The sequence below is a fragment of the Polyangium sp. y55x31 genome (assembly GCF_029946505.1).
Taxonomy (GTDB): domain Bacteria; phylum Myxococcota_A; class Polyangia; order Polyangiales; family Polyangiaceae; genus Polyangium.
This window is the reverse complement of sequence record NZ_JARZHG010000008.1, coordinates 106,003-124,012: the sequence shown is the minus strand read 5'-3', so window position 1 is coordinate 124,012 and position 18,010 is coordinate 106,003. Positions and strand designations below refer to the sequence as shown.

Genomic DNA, 18,010 nt, shown 5'->3' with positions numbered 1-18,010 from the left:
GCCGCCTCACGGCATCGAGCGCGTCGATCGCGCGGCCGTCGCCGAGGTCCGAAGCACGGACGAGAGCCCGAGCTCCGCGCCCGCGATCGCCTCGAACCCCGCTCCCTCGGCGAACCCGACATCCGGCAGCCCGACATCCGGCAGTCCGACGTCTGGCAGTCCGACGTCTGGCAGTCCGACGTCTGGCAGCCCGACGTCCGGGAGTCCGACGTCCAACAGCTCGGCTTCCTCTCCGAAGCCCTCGGCGCCGCGATCCCGACCCGAAGCGCCCGCGCTCCAGTTCACCGTTTCTTTCGGCGCCGACGCGATCTCGACGTGCCCGAGCTGCCGCTCGTCGAATCCGCCCGGCTATCGCTTCTGCGTGACGTGCGGCGCATCGCTCGGTCGTCCCGCCGCCGCAGCAGCATCGAGCGAGGCGGCGGTCGTGCGTCGTGCGCCGGAGCCCGAGCCCGAGCCCGAGCCGATCTCCGCGCCCGTGGCCGCGCCGCCTTCGCCGCTTCCCGCGGCACCTGCCGCGCCGCAGCCCGCGCCCGCGTCGGTCACGCCGACACCGACGGCTCGGCCTGCGCTTCCCCGTTCGGTCGTCGTGCCGAACCCCGAGAGCGCGCCGGCCACGATCCCCGACGATACGGGCGACAAGATCATCGGCGCGCCCGTCGTGGGCATCGCGACGGCCCGGACCGGACCACCACGGCTCGTCCGTTGTGCTCGTTGCCACGGTCATTCCGCCGAGGGCATGCGCTTCTGCAAGTACTGCGGCGCGCCGCTCGACGAGGGGGAGAAGGCCGCTCGCACGGAGACCGAGCCCACGTTCGCCGAGCCCGTGACCGCGGGACGCAGGGACGAGCGGCTCGCGACCGCCTTCGTCGCGCCCGCGCCCGCCTTGCCTTCGGCGACCCCGAGCGGCCGCCTCCAGACGGGCCGGCTCGTCGTGATCGTGGAGGATGGCAGCGAAGGCAAGTCGTTTCCGCTCGTGGACCGCCAGGTCGACGTCGGCCGGACCGAGGGGGACATCCTCCTGCCGGACGATCTGTACGTCTCCCCGCGGCATGCCCGCCTCCTGCCCCAGGGTGGTCACTGGATCCTCCGGAATCTTCATTCCACGAACGGGGTCTACCGGCGCATCCGGGAACCGCACGCGCTGAAAGACGGCGACTTGCTCCTCCTGGGCCTCGAAGTGTTACAGTTCGAAACCGTGAACGACGCGGAGCGAGGGCTCGGGCACGCAACCCAGCATGGGACCCTGTTGTTCGGGTCTCCCTCGACCCCGCGGCGCGCACGGCTCTGTCAGCGGACGGTCGAGGGGGTCACCCGCGACGTGTACCATCTGTTCCGGGATGAAACGGTGATCGGTCGAGAGGTGGGAGACATCGTGTTCACAGCCGATCCGTTCCTGTCGAGGCGGCACGCCGTTCTTCGCAGGAGCTCGATGAGCGGCGAGTTCACGATCACGGATCTGGACTCGTCGAACGGCACGTACGTCGCGATCCGCTCGGACGTCACCCTCGACAACGGCGACTACCTACGCATCGGCCAGCACCTGTTCCGGGTGGACCTCTCGTAGTGAGCCCATGAGCGAACAAGCCTCCCGAGAGACGCAGCCCGACTCGAACCGCCCCGCGGACAGCGCCGAAGGTCTACCCAGCGAGCGCAAGCTGAAGAAGTCCGCCCCGATCAAGCTACGCTTGTTCGGCCGCACGGACGTGGGTCAGGTGCGCGAGCACAACGAGGACAACTTCATCGTCGCGGACCTGACCAAGGCGAGCCGCGGCTTGATGGAGACCGATCGAAACCAGATCGTCGGCGAGCGCGGCGTGCTGCTCGGCGTCTGCGACGGCATGGGCGGCGCGGCCGCCGGCGAGGTCGCGAGCCAGCTCGCGGTCGACATCATCTTCCAGAAGATGATCTCGGGCGAGCCGCCGAAGGATCACGACGAGATCGCGGCCAGGCTCGTGCACTCGATCGAGTCGGCGGGCCTGCGCATCTTCAGCGAGGCGAAGCTCGACCGCACGCGGCGCGGCATGGGCACGACGTCCACCGTGGCGGCGCTCGTCGACGATCACCTCTTCATCGGCCAGGTCGGCGACAGCCGCGCGTACATCCTGCGCGGCGACAGGCTCGTGCAGGTCACGCGTGATCAGTCGCTCGTGAACCAGCTCATCGAGGCCGGTCAGCTCACCGAGGAAGAGGCCGAGACCTTCGAGCACAACAACATCATCCTGCAGGCGCTCGGCACCTCGGACAGCGTCCAGGTGGACCTCACGTTCGTCGAGCTCAAGCGCGGCGACACGCTGCTGCTCTGCTCCGACGGCCTCTCGGGCATGGTGCGCAACGAGGAGATCCGCGAGGTCCTGCGGACGATCGACGATCCCCTCGAGGTCTGTAAGACCCTGACCGATCGCGCGAACCAGGCGGGCGGTCACGACAACATCACGGTCGTCGTGTCGAAGTTCGAGGGCGAGGCGCTGCCCGAGCCCACGGAAGAGGACATCTCGGGGCTGCGCTACCGCAAGTACCAGCTCCCCGAGCCCATGCCGCCGAGCTCGCTCACGGCCCCCGATCCGAGCCGCCGTGTCAAGGAGCTCGATCAGCCGAAGATCTCGGTGCCGCTCACGCCGCTGCCCTCGACGTCCTCGTCCGAGGGGCACCGCCGGGAGAGCGACTCCGAGCGGCGGGAAGATCCCTCGAAGGACGGAGAGGGTCCATCTTCGTACGGGCCGCGTTCGCACGGCTCGGACGATCCGATTCAGATCCCGACCGACGGCGCGCCGCAGTGGCTCATCGTGATGATGATCGCGAGCGCGCTCGCGTGTATCACGATCGCCGGGTACTACCTGCTCAAGCCCTAGCGTTCGCCTTCGCAAGCGCTGGCGGAGCCCGGCCGCCAAAAATATACTCGCGGGATGCCGAGCGAGGTGCCGCGCGAGGCGATGGACGCGGACGGTCGTGTGGACGTCGCGACCGCGCAGCGCATCGTGGAGAACGCTGTCGCGCGCGCCACGAGCGGGCCCGACAAGAGTGCGAGCATCATCGAGGCGAAGGTCGCCGAGGCGACGCGGCGAGGCGCGCGGCTGAACGCGCTGCTCGCGTTCGGCGTGGCCGTGACGCTGGTCGCGCTCGTGGTGGCGGGCTTCGTCGTGTACCGATCGCAGCGCGCGGCGGCGATCCTGACGGCCGAGGCGGGGCTCGATGCGCGCCCGGTGGCCGCGCCCGTGGGCACGCTGCCGACGAAGGTGCTCTCGGGGCGCGAGATCTACGAGCAGAACAAGGGCGCGCTCTACGTGCTCGCGTACACGCAGAACCGCCGCATCAGCGGCTGCTGCAGCGCGTTCGCGATCGACAAGACGCAGCTCGTGACGAACGCCCACTGCGTCACGTCGTGCGGAGCCCGCGGCGGAAAGCCCGTCGTCGTGCAGAACGAGTCCGCTGGGAAGGTCGAGCTCGAGGTCGTCGTGCAGCGCGCGCACCCGAGCTACAACGCGAACTCGAAGCGCGCGGACACGCCCGACGTCGCGTTGCTGCGCGTGAAGGGGACGTTGCCCGTGGCCGTCACGCTGGCGAGTGATACGGAGCTCCGCGCGCTCGGCCCTGGCGACGATGTGTACGTGCTCGGCTTTCCCGGGCGCGTGATGGATCCGGTGAGCCCGTCGGCGACGTTCCTGAGCGGGCACCTCGGCCGGCTGATGGGCTTCGACGAGCAGGCCACGTCGGCGGACAAGGCCACGGTGATCCTGCACGACGCGGTCACGCGCGGCGGCAACAGCGGCAGCCCCATCTTCAACCAGTACGGCCACGTCATAGGTGTCCATGCGGCTCACGTGGACGACGAAGAAAACATCTCCATCGACGGGCAGAAGACGACGATCGTGCAAGCCTCTCCGTACCGCATCGGCATGCGGATCGATCTCGTCCGCGGGGTACCCACGCCTTGAACCTCCGGATCGTGCACATCGCAGGGCAGAGGGCCGGAACGTCGCAGATCTTCGAACGCGACGTCGTGCGACTCGGCCGCTCGCCGGACAACGACGTCGTCTTCGACGCGAACCACGACCGCGAGGCGAGCGGCCATCACGCGGAGCTGCGTCGCGAGGGCGGCACCTGGTACGTCGTGGATCTCGGCAGCCGCAACGGAACGTTCGCCAATGGGCAGCGGATCCAGCAGCGCTGCCCGCTCGCGCCGGGGATGGAGGTGAGCTTCGGCGCGAAGGGGCCGCGGATCCGGGTCGAGCTCGCGCCCGCCGCTGCGCCGCCGCCGATGCCGCCGATGCCGCCGATGCCAGTGATGCCGCAGCCGATGTCGGCGATGCCGCAACCGATGCCGCCGATGGCGCCCGCCGTCGCGTCGCCACGCATGCCGATCGCGCAGGCCGTGCAGCCGGCGCCGCCCGCGGGCGCGCGCGTCGGGCAACGGACGATCGCGATGATGATCTCGCAGGCCGTCGCTGCGGCGAGCGGGCGCCACAAGTTCGGGCGGACGGCGGAGCTCAACGCGATCGTCGAGGAGAAGGTCACGGCGGCGACGGCGTCGCAGCGGAGGACGGCGTACGCGCTCGGCGCACTGCTCGTCGTCGCGCTCCTCTCGCTCGGCGGGCTCATCTTCTGGAGCACGCGCTCGCAGGACGAGATCCAGCGCCTGCGCGAGGATCTCGCGCAGATGCCGCCCGAGGATCCGCGTCGCAAGGAGATCGAGGGACGGCTCGGCAACCTGCACCCGTCGAACGCGAGCTTCGGCCGAAACCTCTACGACCGCTCGAAGAAGGGCATCTTCATGCTCGCCTCGAAGGGCGAGGGCTTCTGCACGGCGTTCGCCGTGAAGCCCTCGACGCTCGCGACGAGCGCGCACTGCATCCAGGAGGCGAAGGCGAAGGGCTCGGTGGTCGCGCTGGAGAACGAGGGGCGCGGGCAGGCGCGCTTCGACGTGATCGAGATGCGCACGCATCCCGGCTATCGCCCGACCGATCAGGAGAGCATCACGCCCGACGTCGGCGTCTTGACCATCCGCGGCCGCTCAGCCGTCGTGCTGGAGATCGCGACGAAGCAAGAGCTCGCGGTGATGGGCGCGGGGGACGACGTCTACCTCATCGGCTTCCCCGGCCGCCTGATGGACGCCACGAACCCCGCCGCGACCTTCCTCGCCGCGCACATCGGCCGCGTCACGGGCGCATCCGGCCGGCCCGCGGCATACCAGGACGCCTGGCTCGTGCAGCACGACGCTGCGACGACACGCGGCTCGAACGGCAGCCCCGTCTGGAGCGGCCAGGGCAAGGTGATCGCGGTGAACTCGGGCGGCTACCTCGAAGAGGGCGAAGAGAAGATTGCAGGCCGGAAGACGGAGGTCGTGAAGGCCTCGCCGTACAAGTTCGGCATGCGGATCGATCTCGTCGAGGCGCTCCTCAAGTAGTCACGATGCTCAGGCTGGCGATCCGCAGGCTGCTGCTCATTCTTCCGACGCTGATCGGAGTCTCGATCGTCACGTTCCTGTTTCTCTCGTACGTCCCCGATCCGACGGACGATCCGGCGCTCTCCGTCTCGACGTCCGAGCGAGCACGCCTACGCCGCGAGCGGTTCCTCGACCTGCCGCGCTTCGTGAACTTCGGGACGCGTGACGTCCGCGCGCGGTCCGCCGAAGCGATGCGCGCGATCGTCGACGGCGATGGGGAGCAGAAAAAAGCAGAGGGGCGCGAAGAGCTCGCGCGGCTCGGGGGCGCTGCGTTGCCGCACGTCCTGCCCGCGCTCGACTCGCTCGCGCCCGGGCCCCGCGCGGAGGTCGCGCTCGCGCTCGCGCCCGTGGGCGAGCGGATGGGCTTCGCGAGCGAACGGCTCGCGGATCCGGCGCGCGCGGTGGCGTTCTGGACGCGGTTCTGGGACGACCGCGGCATCGAGTTTCGCCGCGCGTCCGTGCGCAGCGCGGTCCGTAGGCTCTCGCGGTACGGCAGCACCTCGCGCGCGGCCGAGCTGCGCGAGCTCGACACGTTCGTGCTGGAGGACGTGCTCGGCGCGCTCGAACATCCGACCGACAACGCCTCGTTCGAGCGGGCCCGGGCCCTCGTCGACATCGCCGCGCACGTCACGGGCAGGAGCGATCGCATCGCGCCCGGCGACGACTACGAAACGGCCCGCGCCTGCGTCGAGCGGTGGGGCTCGTTCTGGATGGTCTACAAGAACGACTTCGTGACGCTCGACGGCCCCTCGCGGTTCGCGGCCATCGTGCTGGAAACACGCTACGGCAAGTGGGCGCTCGGCGCCGTCACGCGGCGGCTCGGCGTGGGCATCGACGGCGTGCCCGTCCTCGACGGCATTTTCCGACGCGCGCCCGTCACGCTGACGCTCGTCTTCGGCTCGATCGCGCTCGCGTACGCGGCGGCCGTGCCGCTCGGTCTCTTCGGGGCTGCGTCGCGCGGGCGGCGTCGCGACGGGATCATCGCGGCCATCGTGCTGGTGCTCTACGCGATCCCCACGGCGTTTTTCGCGATCCTGGCGGCGCGTGGCTACCAGGGGCACGGTCTCTTCTTGCCGACGGTCGTCCTCGCGCTCGGCCTCGTGGCCGCGCCGGCGCGTCAGGCGCGCGCGGGCCTCGCGTCGGCGTTTGCCCAGGACCACGTGCGCGCATCGCTCGCGCGGGGGGCGAGCCGCGCGCGTGCGCTCATGCGCCACGCGCTCCCCGGCGCGATCCTCCCGGTCGTCACGCTCGCCACGCTCGAAGCCCCGATGGCCCTCGGCGGCGCGTTCGTCGTCGAGCGTGTCTTCGGCCTCGAAGGCCTCGGCGCGGCCACGATCGTCGCCGTGCAGTCGCGCGACACGAGCTGGCTCATGGCCGTCTCGATCTTCATGGCCGCGACCGCGACGCTCGGGGTCATCATGACCGACCTCGTGTACACCGCGCTCGATCCTCGGCTCGCGCAGAGCATCCTGCGCCAGAGGCCGCGCACATGAGCCACCGCGCGATCGCGCTCCGGCGTGTCGCCTACAGCCGCCGCGCGGGCCTCGGCGCCGCGCTGCTCGGCTTGCTCGTGCTCGTCGGCGTCTTCGCCGAGTTCCTCGCCGCGCCCGCGCCGCTCCTCGCCGTCGGGCCACGCGGCGTCGAGGTCCTTCCGGCGATCGTGCACGCCGAGCGGTACGAGCGCCTCTCCGAGGACGAGATCACGCGCTCGTACGCGGACAGCTTCACCGTCTGGCCGCTCGTGCGATCCGGCCCGAAGGCGTCGAGCGCGGCGGGCCCCTTCGCGCCCTCGTCCCGCGCGCACCCGCTCGGCACTGACGAGAAGGGCCGCGACCTCTTCGCCCGCCTCGTCTACGGCGCGCGCACCGCGCTTGGCCTCTCGCTCGCCGCCGTCCTCGTGAGCGCGCTCCTCGGCGTCCTCCTCGGCGGCCTCTCGGGCATCCGCGGCGGCACCTCGCGCGACGCGCTCGTGCGCCTCGTCGAGACCGTCGACACCTTCCCCGCCATCCTCGTCGTCGCGCTCGTGCGCGCCATCGAGCACGAGCCTTCGGCGCTCTCGCTCGTGCTCGCGGTGGCCTTCGTGCGCTGGGCCGAGGTCGCGCGCCTCGTGCATGCCGAGACCTTGCGTGGCGCCTCGGAGGATTACGCCCTCGCCGCGCGAGCCCTCGGCGCCTCGCGTGCTCGCATCTTCCTGCGCCACGTGCTCCCGAACGCGCTCGGCCCCGTCACGGTGAGCTCGGTGTTCGGCGTGGCGTCCGTCGTCCTCCTCGAAGCGGCGATCTCGTTCCTCGAGATGGGAGCGCCGACATCGGCGGCGTCCTGGGGCGAAACACTCGCGCAGGGCGCGCGAAATCCCGCGGCGCTGCGCCTGCTGGTCTTGCCCGTCTTCTTGCTCCTCGTGACCGTGGGCGGCTCGTACCTCGTCGCCGATGCGCTGCGCGACGCGATGGACCCGCGCTCCGCGCGAAAGCGACGGGACGAAACGTACGGTTCGTTCGGACCTCCCACCGACGAGCCGCACGCGTCCCGATGACGATACGTCACCATCCGTGATGGGCTTGCAACGCGTCGTGAACCCGACGTACGTTGAAAAAAGCCCGGTCTCCTTGGAAGGCTTGGGCTCGGCCCGGCGTGCTGACCAACCTCGCCGGGCCTCTTTTCATTTCAGCCGCAAGGATCTCGCCGGCCGAGGTTTTACGCGCACGGCGTCATGACTCGACGGAGATGAGATCCACGGCGAAGCACCGCAGCGCGTGCAGGCTGCGGCGCTGCCAGTGCATCTCGGCGTTCGAGACGAGCCGGATCTTGTACTGCTTGCTCGGATCGAGATCGGCGACGTCGCTGATCCAGGTCACGAAGCTCTTGAAGCAGGACGAGTTCATGAACTCGAGGTGGCGGAAATCCACCTGCACGTCGGCGGCGCCGATCCGCAAAGCCTCGCCGTGCACGCGCGGCAAGAGCGAATCCAGGCTGTCCTTCGCTGCCATGTCCGCGTTGCCCGAGAGGCAAAGGACGAGCGAGCGGCCCTCCGCGCGCACGTTCGCCGAGAAGTCGCGGAGCGAGACCGAGAGGTCCGAGGCCGCGCTCACGCGCTCCTCCGCGCGGCGACGGTCGTCTGCGCCAGGATCGTGACCCTGTCGTCCTCGATGGTGTGGCTCATCGTCATCTCTCCTTCGGCCCGCACGCGCACGAGACCGAGCCCCGAGCCCACCTTGCGCTTGGCGCTGCGCGCCATCGCGATCTGATAGTAGGCGAAGGGATCGTCGTGCCGGCTCATCTCCTCGAAGATAGTGGCGAGCGCGGCGATGTGCTCGGCGTTCGCACGGTTCACGAGCCGGATCGAGACCGTGCTCGACGTCTCTCCGGGCTCGAACGTGATGGAAAGAAATGTCACGCCGTCGCTCGCGTACTTGACGGCGTTCTCCAGGAGCTCGTGGGTCGCGAGCGCCATCCGCGACACGGTGTCGCGGTCCTCGATCATCCGCTCGTAAAAATCGGAAACGAACCTCCGAACGATGGAGATGAGCTCGACGTTGGGCCGGAACGTCAGCTCGAACGCGGTCGGGGTCTCGGTCATCGTTCCTCTGCGGATCGGCGGCCCAATCTATCTCAGCCTCCGGCGCGCGTCTCGTTCGCCCGGTACCGCACGACGACGAGCGTCACGTCGTCCTCTTGCCCCTTGCCACGCGAGAAGCGCTCCACGTCGTCGAGGATCACGTCGCGGATCCGCTCCACGGGTTCCCCCGCGAGCGCCTCGATCTGCGCCGTGAGTCGGTCCATTCCGTACATTTCGCCCGACGTGCTCCGCGCCTCCGTGACGCCGTCCGTGTAGAGCACCATCACGTCGCCGTCTTCCAGCACGAGCTCGTCGTCCTGCACCGTGCGAGCGACGTCGCGCATCGCGCCGACCCAGGGCCCGAGCGTGGGGATCGCCTCGATTTTTCCCGTGCTCGCACGCAGGAGAAGGATGTCCTCGTGCGCGCCGGCGAACACAACGCGGCCGCTCCGGTGGTAGCGCATCACCGTGAGCGTCACGTGCTCGTCGTTGCGCAGGCGGTTGCGGATGTTGTCGTAGAGCACGAGGTTCAGCACGCGCACGAGGTCCTTCGGCCGCGCCGACGGATCCTCCCGGCCGAGCGCGGCGATCGCGCTCTGCACCATGAGCATCACGAGCCCCGATTGCAGCCCGTGCCCCGCCACGTCGCCGATCGCGAGGATGCCGCCTCCCTCCACGGGGAACACGTCGTAGTAGTCGCCGCCGACCTCGCTCGCCGGGATCATCCGCGCTGCCACTTCGAGCCCGGGCACGTCGAGGCGCCGCGGCAGGATCGACGTCTGGATCCGCGCGCTGATCTCGAGCTCCTTTTCGAGCCGCTCCTTCGCCGCCATCTGCTCGCGTGACTCCGCGAGCTCACGCGCCATCCGGTTCATCGCCTCGCCGAGCGCGCGGAGCTCCGTCGGACCTGCCACGGCCGCTTGCGCATCGAGCTTGCCGCGCGACACGTCGCCCACGAACGCCATGAGCCCGTCGAGCGGGCGTGAGAGCCTACGCGAGAGCACGATCGCGAGCGCCGCCGCCGCCGCGAGCGCGACGAGCGCGATGAGCGCCACGCGCACTTCGAGCTCGCGCGACGGCGCGAGCGCGCGATCGAGCGAGCGCGCGAGGTGAACGGTCCGCGCCGCGCCCGCGCCCGTATCCAGCGTCCGCGACGTCGACAGATACGGACCGCTTTCATGCGCGGACGACGCCGTGATCATCCGGAGCACCTCGCTCGGCGCCTCCGATCCATCTTCGAGCTTCGAGTGCGCCACCACCGTGGCCCCATCCGTCACCGCCACGAGGCTGCCCGTCTGGAGACGCACCTCCTCGACGAGCGCATGGTCGAGCTTGAAGCCGAGCACCAGCACGCCGACCGTCTCGGTCCCGAACGAGAGCCGCCGCGCGACCACCTCGTACAGCTTGCCCTCGTTCGTCCACAGCCCGGACCTCTCGCCGTCGCGCAGCGCGCCCGCGAGGATCGGATCCTTCGACATGTCGAAGCCCGACGCCTTCGGATCGGCCACGTCCGCGAGCAGGATCCCCGTCCCGTCCGTCATCAGGAACAGGTCGCTCTTCACGGCCTTGCGCATCTCGTCGGCCACGCCGTAGACGGTCTCCGGGGACACGTCCTCCGTCGCCACCACGGCCTTGAGCCGTGGCTCTTCCGCCACCACGTGCGCCTTCGCCGCGTGCGCGCGCAGCCGTTCGGTGCGGTGCGCCTCGAAGACGCGCGCGCTCCGTTCGAGCGCCTCTCCGAGCTCCTGCTTCGCGCGCCGCTCCAGCACGATCGCCGCGCTTCCCGCCGTGGCCACCGTGATCGCTGCGATGAGCAGCACGATCCAGAGGAGCAACGTGCTCCGGAACTTCATGGCCGCGCCACCACCGTCTTCGGCAGGTGCTCGCGCCCCTTGCCGGTTCGCTGCCCGCCGAACGGAATCTCGATCTTCCCCATCGAACGCTCCTCCGCGGGCACGCCGAGCGCCTCCGCGAGCGCCGGCGACGCCGAGCGCCACGCCACCTCGATCACGACCGATCCCGATCGCGGCGCGTCGAGCTCGAACGCGAGCGTGCGCGTCTCGCCCGGCGTGATCCGCTCGTCGCGCTTCTCGGCGATCGCCGCGTAAAACGGCACCTCGCGCCCCGACTCGTCGACGAGCACCCGCCCGATCGTGCGCTCCTCGCGCGCTTGCGCTCGTCCCTTCTCGTCGAGCGCTTGCACGCGCACCACGACCTGCCTCCCGGGCACCCCTGCCGGCACCGCGTGCCCTGCGCCTTCGTTCTTCAGCACCACGGACACGGCGAGTTTACCTGCGTGGTCCGCCGCCGACGCCACGATCCCGAGCGCCTTCTGCACGATCTCGCCCTTCTCGCCCATGAACCCGTGATGCGCCACGCGCACCTTCCGCTCCGTGCCCGTCGCCGCGTGCGTCGTCTCCGCCGGCATGTGGCATTCCTGGCAGGCCGTGCCCGAGACCCCGAAGCTCGACGCGCGCCACTCGGCGAACTCGGTGATGATCGGCAAGCTCTTGCCGTTCGCGAGCGGCATCGAGAACGCGTGACAGCCGCCGCAGACGCGCGCATCGCGGAACGCGGGCGCGCAACCCATCTTGTGGAAGTAGTTGTCCTTCGCGTCGCAGTACGGACCGAATTTCCGATTTCCTTGGAGGTCAAACGTATACTGCGGCTCGGCAGCATTGTCCCCGACGTCGCGGATGGCGTGGCACGCCTCGCACGTCACGCCCTCGTCGACCGATAACTCCGCCGGATCCGTGAGCCCCGCGAGCGGCGCGTGGCAGACCTCGCACACGGGGTTCTTCGAGCGATCCCGCATCGCGACGTAGAGCGGCGATCTTCGCGCGCGCGCGTGCGCCGACGTCTTCCACTCCGCGTGGAGCATGCCGTGGCAATCGCCGCATCGATCGGCGGGGAACGCGCGGGCGCGCGGCGTTTCGAGGGAGGGTTTGTCCGGGGACGGGGACGCGGACGCTTCGGGGTTCGTCCCTGCGCGCGGGGATCCTTCCCGCGGCGTGGAGGGATCACAGGCGAACGTGAACGCGAGGAGCGCCGTTACTTGTAGCGACCGTATGGCGTCCCGTCCTTTCTCAGGTGCCGCTTCGGCGCCGCGCCTTCCGCGAGCGTCGGCTTGAACGACGCCGTCCCGCCCGCCGCCACCGTCACCTCGCCCCGCACCTCCGGCCCGTGCACTTGCCACGCCACGACCGGATAGGTCCCCGCGGGCACGTTCTTGATCTGGAACGATCCATCCGCGCCCGTCACGGCATAAAAGCCGTTGTCGAGCACCTTGATCTTCGTGACCATGTGCGGGTGGATGTTGCAGTAGACGTCCACCACGCCGGCCTCGCGGAACGTGACGGACTTGCTCTCGCCGCTCTTGTAGAGCCCGAGATCGAAGCGCGCCGCCTTCGAGACCGAAAACACGTTGTGGAAGACCTTGTCGTCGTTCGGGAACTCCACGGTCGTCCCCTTCACGATGACCATCAGCCCCGGCGTGAACGTCAGGTTCTTCTGGCGAATCTCGCGCTTGCCGGCCGGAGCCGGCGGGCCGGGCACGTTCTCCAGGTAGACCACGACGCCCGATCGATCGGCCTTCGGCGCGTCGTCCACGAGGACCGTCACCACGCCCGAGACGTTGCCCACGGCCGGCGCCTCGGCGCGGCTCACGCGCGGGGAGAAGGACAAGGTGAGCGGGATCGTCACCACGCCGAGGGGGATCACGAGGCCTAGGAGGCGAGACCAGAGACGCATGCGCCATTCTCCTCGGGAGCGTCAGTATTTCAGGAGCATCGAGCTCGTGAACACGTCGTTCGGAAACTGGGGGGCGCGGCTCAGCTCGCGGTTCAGATTGTACTCGGCCTTGAGGATGAGATGGGTCCCGAGCTCCATCCGCACCCCGGCCGTCGCGCGCAGGACCTGGGACAGGTAGACGAAGCTCACGCCGCTTCGATGGACCGCGTCGCGCGCGTCGACCCGGGCATATGGCGTGAGCCAGTTCAGCAGCCGATACCCCACCTGCACATAACCGCCGCGGTACCGAAGGCAGGGGGCGAGGCCACATTTCGTGGCGCCCGCGTTTTTTCCGTCGATCACGCCTTGCATGACCTCGGCCGTCACATCGAAATCGTGCCAATCGAGGTGCAGGTCCACGCCGACGTGCGTGTGCAGCGCGTCCTCGGCGCTTTGCAGGTCCTGCGCGCCGATCGAGCCCGAGAGCCCCACCTCGAGCCCCGCCCCGAGCGGCGCGCGCGAGGCGATCCGGCCCGCCACGGTCTTCCAGTCGTTTCGATCGATCTCGCCGTGAAATGGAAACGATTCGCTCCCGTGGCTCCCGTTCGTCACGGCCACGTTCAGGATCATCGCGCCGTCCCAGAATTTCCCGCGCGCCTTCACGCCGAGCGGCGATCCGCAGGTGTATCGACAGAGCAAAGACGGCGTCACGGTGAGCCTGTCGGGCGCCTCGCGGCTCCGGTACTCCCAGCCGAGCACCGAATCGAACTTCCCGGCATAAAGGCTGAGCTCGAAGCGCTCGATCGGGACGAGGTACTCGGCGTACGCGAGCTTGACGTCGATGAAATCGCCGAGCGCCCGATCCCCGGGCACCGACACGTCCCGCGACCGCGGCGCGAAGTCGATCGACGCCGTCAGCGTGAGGTCCTCGCGCGGCGCCGCGAAGAGCTGCATGTTGAGCGCGTTCACCGCGAACGACGATTTTCCGCCGCTATCGATCGCGTCGAACGTGAGCGCCCGCGATTCCCCGGTGTCGGCCGGCTCGCCGCGCGCGTTCACCATCGTCGAGAGCGGGTCCCCATAAAAGACCCACGACGCCGGGATGTCTCCCTCGTACTCCGGGAAATACCGGTACCCGCGGTCGCTCCGTATGCCCGAACCGTTGCCCGTGGCCCGGAAAAACCCGAAGTCGAGGTAGCCGCCGAGCTTGCTCACGATCGGCAAAAGCCGCGTGATCTGCTGGTCGAAGTAGCTCGTGTCGTCCTCGAGCTTCGCGACTTTCTCGGCCGTGGCTGCGTTCTGCTTTGCCGCGCGTTCGAGCTCCGCCACGCGCTCGCGCATGCGGCGGTTCTCCTCTTCGAGCGCCCGGAGCCGCGCCTCGACCCGCTCCGCGGCCGCTGCTTCACGCGCGTTCGTCGTGGCGCTTCCATCCCCGTCCGCGGCTCGCGTAGCACGAGGCACGATTCCGACGATGGACAGGAAGAGCACGAACCCGAGCGGCTTCCTCATGTCCCGACGCGACCCTACAGGGACCGAACGGCCTCGTCGAGCGTTGATTGCGCTCCCGCTTCGCTCTTTGCTTCGGTATGATGCCTCCCGTCCAGGGGGCGCAATTGTTGTCCGAAACCGTGAGCGATCCTGCCGTGCGGCGAGGGGCGCCTTGAGCCAGGCGGCGCTTCCCAGCGAGCTCCTCGCGCGTTTCCGCGGCGTGGCGCTCGAACGGCTCGACCGCGTCGAGGGCGATTGGGGCAACTTCATGCACGGCGAGAGCGGGCCCGAGGTCGCCGCCGTCATGCAGCAGGAGCTGCACACGCTCAAAGGCGAAGCCCGCATGATGCACTTCGGCGGGCTCGCCACGCTCTGCCACGCGCTCGAAGGCCTCGTCGCGGCCGTGGCGCGGCGCGGCCGGCGCGTGCCCGAGGAGGTCGATCTCGTCGTGACCATGGCCATCCGGTTCATGGTCGTGATGCTGCGCAAGAAGGACGCGGCCCCGAGCGCGGGCATGGACGTCGACGGGTTCGTGCGGCAAATCGAGGAGGTCCTCGCCGAGATCTCGGCCGACGAGCCCGAGGCCCCGGTGCCCGTCCCCGAGTCCCGCAGCGCCCCGGTCGACCTGCCCGATCGCGTGTCGATGGCCACGCAGCAGCGCCTCGCGGCCCTCGCGGTGCGGGTCTTTCTGGAGCACGTCGCGGCCGGGCGCGCGCGCGGGCGGCTCGGCGACGTGGTCCGCGCCCTCTCCGAGGAGGTCACGTCCCTCTCGGCCGTCGCCCTCGCGCCGCGGCTCGCGCCCCACGAGCTCGGGGCGCGTGGCCTCGCGGAGAGCCTCGGCAAGGACGTCCACGTCGCCTTCGACGTGGCCGACGTCCGCGTCCGCGCCGAGGTCGCCGAGTCCGTCGAGGTCGTCCTGCTCCACGCGCTCCGCAACGCCGTGGATCACGGCATCGAGCGGCCCGAGGCGCGCCGCGCCGCGGGCAAGTCGCCCGAGGCCTCGATTCGCGTCTCGGCGCGGCAAAAGGGAGGCGAGATCGAGATCTCGGTCGAGGACGACGGCGCGGGCGTGAACCTCGAAGCGGTGCGCAGGCGCGCGATCGACCTCGGCCTCTCCACGCCGGAGATCGCCCTGCGCGCGCATGACGACGAGCTCGCGGAGCTGCTCTTTCGCCCGGGCCTGTCCACGCGCACCGAGGTCACGGACGTCTCGGGCCGTGGTATCGGCCTCGACGCGGCGCGCGCGGCCATCCAGCGGGTCGGCGGCTGTATCTCCATCTCCACGCGCCGCGGCCAGGGCACGACGCTCCGGCTCCGCGTCCCCCAGGCGAGCCACCTGCTCTCCGTCACGTGTTTTCCCGCGCGGGGCGCCGACCTCGTCCTCGCTGTTGCGACGGGCCCCGGCGTCCGCGTCTTGCCGGCCGAAGGGGGCATGCCGGCCATCGATCCGGTGGAATACTTCGATATGGCCCCACCGGGCGGCGCGCGGAGCGGCGAGGGCGTGCGGTTCGAGGTCCGGCGGGGCGACGCACGCTTCACGCTCCGCGCCGGCGGCGCGCCGTATGCGGCCGTGGCTACGCGCCTTTGTCCGACTGCCGACGATTGCCCGGCCGAGATCGTGATGGTCGACGGGACCGAAGTCTTGCTCGTGCGGCCCGAGGTATTCTGACTCCGTCCATACCCCCGTTTTTCCGTCGCGCGCGTGAATCGTGCCCTGGGTTTACGTCCTTCTTGCCGTGGAAGCGGCTCCTCGATACGATGCCGCCAATGGCCCGCGCATGACGCTCGGGCAGGAACCACCCCTCGTCCGGCGAGAGGCCATCCATGAGCGCGAGCACGACGAAGCGACGAATTCTCGTGGTCGACGACAGCGAGATTTGCCGTGAGCTCGTCAAGCTGCTCCTGCAATCTCGTGGCTTCGAGGTGATCACGCTCGACTCGCCGTTCGGCTTCGGCGCCGCCGTCGCGCGCGAGCAGCCGGATCTCGTGCTCGTGGACGTGAACATGCCGGCGCTGCACGGGGGCAAGCTGGTCGAGGTGGCGCTCCAGAAGGGCATCCTCTCGTGCCCGATCGTTTTTCACTCCGACCGGCCGGCGCGGGAGCTCCAGAGCCTCGTTTTGAGCACGGGCGCGTCGGGGTTCATCCCGAAGACGAACGACGGCGACGAACTCGCCTCGCGCATCGAAGAGTATCTGAATGGCACGTGGCAGAAGCGGGATCGCGCTCCGGAGAGCATCCGGCCGAGCACGGCGCCGCCGGGCCCGCGCACGGACGTCCCGCCGCGCATGACGCGCCCCTCGGAGGTCCCGCCCCTCTCCGGCACCTCGTCGCAGTCGCTCCCGCCCTTGTCCGCCGCCGCGCTCTCCTCGCGCACCTCGGACGCCGCGCCGCTCTCGCAACGCAGCTTCGACGCGGCGCCGCTCTCGCAACGATCGCCGGACGCGGCGCCCCACTCGCAGCGGACGATGACCTCGTCGACGGGCTGGGTGCGCGGAAAATTCTGAAATCGCGCGGTTACGGCAGATTGCAGGTCGTGTTGACGTAGGTCCGCCAGACCTGCTGGGCCGAGCCGATGGGCCTTCCGAGCGCGCTCGTGAGCTGGGCATTGCGCCGGATGAGCCGAGCGCAGCCGTGGTTCTGGAATCGCCGGAGATACTGGGCCGCCGCGTTTTTGCATTCGACGACGTCCTGCCAGGTGCACGTCCGCTCCGGCTCCGGCAGCGGGATGAACTCCCCGTGCATTCCCCGTCGATGGCCCCAAGGCATGGGTGTATACCCCTGCGCGATGTCCTGACATGCCTGATTGGCGGCATCCCAGCCCATCTGGAAGGGATTCCTGGTGCAAGCCGCGTCGGCGGCCGCGCTCGTGAAGAGGCCCGCGATCAGCAATGCGGCGAAGGGCCACTGGATCTTCATGATGATTCCCCCGCGGGAATGCCGGGCCCGACCCCCGCGGCCGAGCAGGCAGCCCCGTCTGTGGCGGGACATGGAGCCCGTCCGTCCGGCGTCAATCACCCGCCCGGCGCCCGAACACCCGCGCGCCGAGCTCCGGATCGTCGGTCATGATCCCATCGACGCCCATCGCGAGGAGCGCGCGCATCTCGGCCTCCTCGTTGATCACCCACGCGTGCACTTCGAGCCCACACGTGTGCGCGACCTCCACGAAATGCGGCGTCACGATCGGGATCCCCGAGAAGCTCGTCGGCACCTGCAAGGCGAACCCCCGCGCCACGTAGCCCGGGTTTCCCCCATTGCAGAGGAATTCCAGCGATTCGGGCAAACTCATCCCCGTCAGCACGCCGGGGATGCGCCGCCGGATCTTCTCCATCAAGGACCCGGGCTCCGCCGTCAAGAGCACCCGCTCCCGCGCGTCGTGCCGATCGAGCACCCATTGCACTGCGGAGACCAGCGCCTCCTCGTCCATCTTGAGCTCGATGTTGAGCGGCACGCCCGGCAGCGCCGTCAAAAGCTCGGCGAGCGTCGGGATCCGGATGCCGCGGCCCCGGAAGGGGTACGCGCCGTCCGGATCCCGGAACCGATATCCCGCGTCGAGATCCCGAACCTCGGAAAAACGTTTCTTCGCGGCCGGCCCCTCGCCGTCCGTCGTGCGCGCCACGTCGTCGTCGTGCAGCACGATCACCTCCTCGTCGGCGGTGAGGTGTACGTCGAGCTCGAGGCGGTCCGCCCCCGCCGCGAGCGCGGCGGCGAAGGCGGGCAGCGTGTTCTCGGGCGCCGTGGCGGAGGCGCCGCGGTGCGCGAACAGGCGGGGGCGGGGGCCGTCCTTGTAATGCATGGC

Annotated in this window: 17 protein-coding genes; 8 read left to right on the top strand and 9 right to left on the bottom strand. The window is 69.8% G+C overall.

All coding sequences use genetic code 11. The features are described from left to right. Positions 1 to 6: 6 nt before the first annotated feature. On the bottom strand, positions 7 to 216 hold the full coding sequence (locus QHF84_RS17140; RefSeq protein WP_281314380.1) for a hypothetical protein: 210 nt from the start codon (positions 214 to 216) through the stop codon (positions 7 to 9). A gap of 145 nt (positions 217 to 361) precedes the next feature. Here QHF84_RS17140 and QHF84_RS17135 point away from each other — a divergent pair, with 145 nt between their 5' ends. The 6 genes from QHF84_RS17135 to QHF84_RS17110 are packed head-to-tail and all read left to right on the top strand — an operon-like array spanning position 362 to position 7,973. After that, positions 362 to 1,564 carry an FHA domain-containing protein gene (locus QHF84_RS17135; protein ID WP_281314379.1) on the top strand — a complete coding sequence of 401 codons (1,203 nt, stop codon included), beginning with the start codon at positions 362 to 364 and terminating at the stop codon, positions 1,562 to 1,564. A 7-nt stretch (positions 1,565 to 1,571) separates the two neighbouring features. Continuing rightward, the gene (locus tag QHF84_RS17130) at positions 1,572 to 2,849 is read left to right on the top strand and encodes a Stp1/IreP family PP2C-type Ser/Thr phosphatase (protein WP_281314378.1); all 1,278 of its coding nucleotides are present in this window, start codon (positions 1,572 to 1,574) and stop codon (positions 2,847 to 2,849) included. Between the two features lie 54 nt (positions 2,850 to 2,903). After that, entirely contained in the window at positions 2,904 to 3,932 is a 1,029-nt protein-coding gene (locus QHF84_RS17125) for a serine protease (RefSeq protein ID WP_281314377.1), read from the top strand. After that, entirely contained in the window at positions 3,929 to 5,401 is a 1,473-nt protein-coding gene (locus tag QHF84_RS17120; protein WP_281314376.1) for an FHA domain-containing protein, read from the top strand. The genes QHF84_RS17125 and QHF84_RS17120 overlap by 4 nt, the downstream gene beginning before the upstream one ends. Before the next feature lie 5 nt (positions 5,402 to 5,406). Continuing rightward, positions 5,407 to 6,933, top strand: coding sequence for an ABC transporter permease (locus tag QHF84_RS17115; protein WP_281314375.1), 1,527 nt, complete (start codon positions 5,407 to 5,409; stop codon positions 6,931 to 6,933). Continuing rightward, on the top strand, positions 6,930 to 7,973 hold the full coding sequence (locus QHF84_RS17110) for an ABC transporter permease (RefSeq protein ID WP_281314374.1): 1,044 nt from the start codon (positions 6,930 to 6,932) through the stop codon (positions 7,971 to 7,973). Before QHF84_RS17115 ends, QHF84_RS17110 begins: the two co-directional genes overlap by 4 nt. A gap of 175 nt (positions 7,974 to 8,148) precedes the next feature. Here QHF84_RS17110 and QHF84_RS17105 read toward each other — a convergent pair whose 3' ends face one another. Genes QHF84_RS17105 through QHF84_RS17080 form a run of 6 tightly spaced genes read right to left on the bottom strand, consistent with a single transcriptional unit; the run spans position 8,149 to position 14,234 of the window. Next, positions 8,149 to 8,529 (bottom strand): hypothetical protein, encoded by a 381-nt coding sequence (locus QHF84_RS17105; RefSeq protein WP_281314373.1) that lies wholly within the window; start codon positions 8,527 to 8,529, stop codon positions 8,149 to 8,151. Further along, the gene (locus QHF84_RS17100; protein ID WP_281314372.1) at positions 8,526 to 9,017 is read right to left on the bottom strand and encodes a hypothetical protein; all 492 of its coding nucleotides are present in this window, start codon (positions 9,015 to 9,017) and stop codon (positions 8,526 to 8,528) included. The genes QHF84_RS17105 and QHF84_RS17100 overlap by 4 nt, the downstream gene beginning before the upstream one ends. A 32-nt stretch (positions 9,018 to 9,049) precedes the next feature. Further along, positions 9,050 to 10,849: a SpoIIE family protein phosphatase gene (locus QHF84_RS17095; protein ID WP_281314371.1), complete on the bottom strand. Its 1,800-nt coding sequence runs from the start codon at positions 10,847 to 10,849 to the stop codon at positions 9,050 to 9,052. Next, positions 10,846 to 12,066 carry a multiheme c-type cytochrome gene (locus QHF84_RS17090; protein ID WP_281314549.1) on the bottom strand — a complete coding sequence of 407 codons (1,221 nt, stop codon included), beginning with the start codon at positions 12,064 to 12,066 and terminating at the stop codon, positions 10,846 to 10,848. The genes QHF84_RS17095 and QHF84_RS17090 overlap by 4 nt, the downstream gene beginning before the upstream one ends. Further along, positions 12,048 to 12,746 (bottom strand): plastocyanin/azurin family copper-binding protein, encoded by a 699-nt coding sequence (locus tag QHF84_RS17085; protein WP_281314370.1) that lies wholly within the window; start codon positions 12,744 to 12,746, stop codon positions 12,048 to 12,050. Before QHF84_RS17085 ends, QHF84_RS17090 begins: the two co-directional genes overlap by 19 nt. Positions 12,747 to 12,767: 21 nt before the next feature. Beyond that, positions 12,768 to 14,234 (bottom strand): hypothetical protein, encoded by a 1,467-nt coding sequence (locus QHF84_RS17080; RefSeq protein WP_281314369.1) that lies wholly within the window; start codon positions 14,232 to 14,234, stop codon positions 12,768 to 12,770. 151 nt (positions 14,235 to 14,385) lie between these two features. On the opposite strand from QHF84_RS17080, the gene QHF84_RS17075 reads away from it, so the two are divergent. Both QHF84_RS17075 and QHF84_RS17070 read left to right on the top strand, forming a co-directional pair. Beyond that, positions 14,386 to 15,882, top strand: a complete 1,497-nt coding sequence (locus tag QHF84_RS17075) for an ATP-binding protein (RefSeq protein ID WP_281314368.1) — start codon at positions 14,386 to 14,388, stop codon at positions 15,880 to 15,882. Between the two features lie 155 nt (positions 15,883 to 16,037). After that, positions 16,038 to 16,718, top strand: coding sequence for a response regulator (locus QHF84_RS17070; RefSeq protein WP_281314367.1), 681 nt, complete (start codon positions 16,038 to 16,040; stop codon positions 16,716 to 16,718). A 10-nt stretch (positions 16,719 to 16,728) separates the two neighbouring features. Here the strand turns inward: QHF84_RS17070 and QHF84_RS17065 are convergent, their stop codons facing one another. Then, entirely contained in the window at positions 16,729 to 17,130 is a 402-nt protein-coding gene (locus QHF84_RS17065) for a hypothetical protein (RefSeq protein ID WP_281314366.1), read from the bottom strand. A 91-nt stretch (positions 17,131 to 17,221) separates the two neighbouring features. Continuing rightward, on the bottom strand, positions 17,222 to 18,007 hold the full coding sequence (locus QHF84_RS17060; protein WP_281314365.1) for a glycerophosphodiester phosphodiesterase: 786 nt from the start codon (positions 18,005 to 18,007) through the stop codon (positions 17,222 to 17,224). Positions 18,008 to 18,010 lie beyond the last annotated feature (3 nt).

What these genes read in the sequence shown, in the direction of transcription:
- QHF84_RS17130 (WP_281314378.1), top strand. Translation starts at nt 1,572, where the DNA reads ATGAGCGAACAAGCCTCCCGAGAGACGCAGCCCGACTCGAACCGCCCC.
- QHF84_RS17060 (WP_281314365.1), bottom strand. Translation starts at nt 18,007, where the DNA reads ATGCATTACAAGGACGGCCCCCGCCCCCGCCTGTTCGCGCACCGCGGC.
- QHF84_RS17070 (WP_281314367.1), top strand. Translation starts at nt 16,038, where the DNA reads ATGAGCGCGAGCACGACGAAGCGACGAATTCTCGTGGTCGACGACAGC.
- QHF84_RS17115 (WP_281314375.1), top strand. Translation starts at nt 5,407, where the DNA reads ATGCTCAGGCTGGCGATCCGCAGGCTGCTGCTCATTCTTCCGACGCTG.
- QHF84_RS17095 (WP_281314371.1), bottom strand. Translation starts at nt 10,849, where the DNA reads ATGAAGTTCCGGAGCACGTTGCTCCTCTGGATCGTGCTGCTCATCGCA.
- QHF84_RS17100 (WP_281314372.1), bottom strand. Translation starts at nt 9,017, where the DNA reads ATGACCGAGACCCCGACCGCGTTCGAGCTGACGTTCCGGCCCAACGTC.
- QHF84_RS17080 (WP_281314369.1), bottom strand. Translation starts at nt 14,234, where the DNA reads ATGAGGAAGCCGCTCGGGTTCGTGCTCTTCCTGTCCATCGTCGGAATC.
- QHF84_RS17085 (WP_281314370.1), bottom strand. Translation starts at nt 12,746, where the DNA reads ATGCGTCTCTGGTCTCGCCTCCTAGGCCTCGTGATCCCCCTCGGCGTG.
- QHF84_RS17110 (WP_281314374.1), top strand. Translation starts at nt 6,930, where the DNA reads ATGAGCCACCGCGCGATCGCGCTCCGGCGTGTCGCCTACAGCCGCCGC.
- QHF84_RS17125 (WP_281314377.1), top strand. Translation starts at nt 2,904, where the DNA reads ATGCCGAGCGAGGTGCCGCGCGAGGCGATGGACGCGGACGGTCGTGTG.
- QHF84_RS17065 (WP_281314366.1), bottom strand. Translation starts at nt 17,130, where the DNA reads ATGAAGATCCAGTGGCCCTTCGCCGCATTGCTGATCGCGGGCCTCTTC.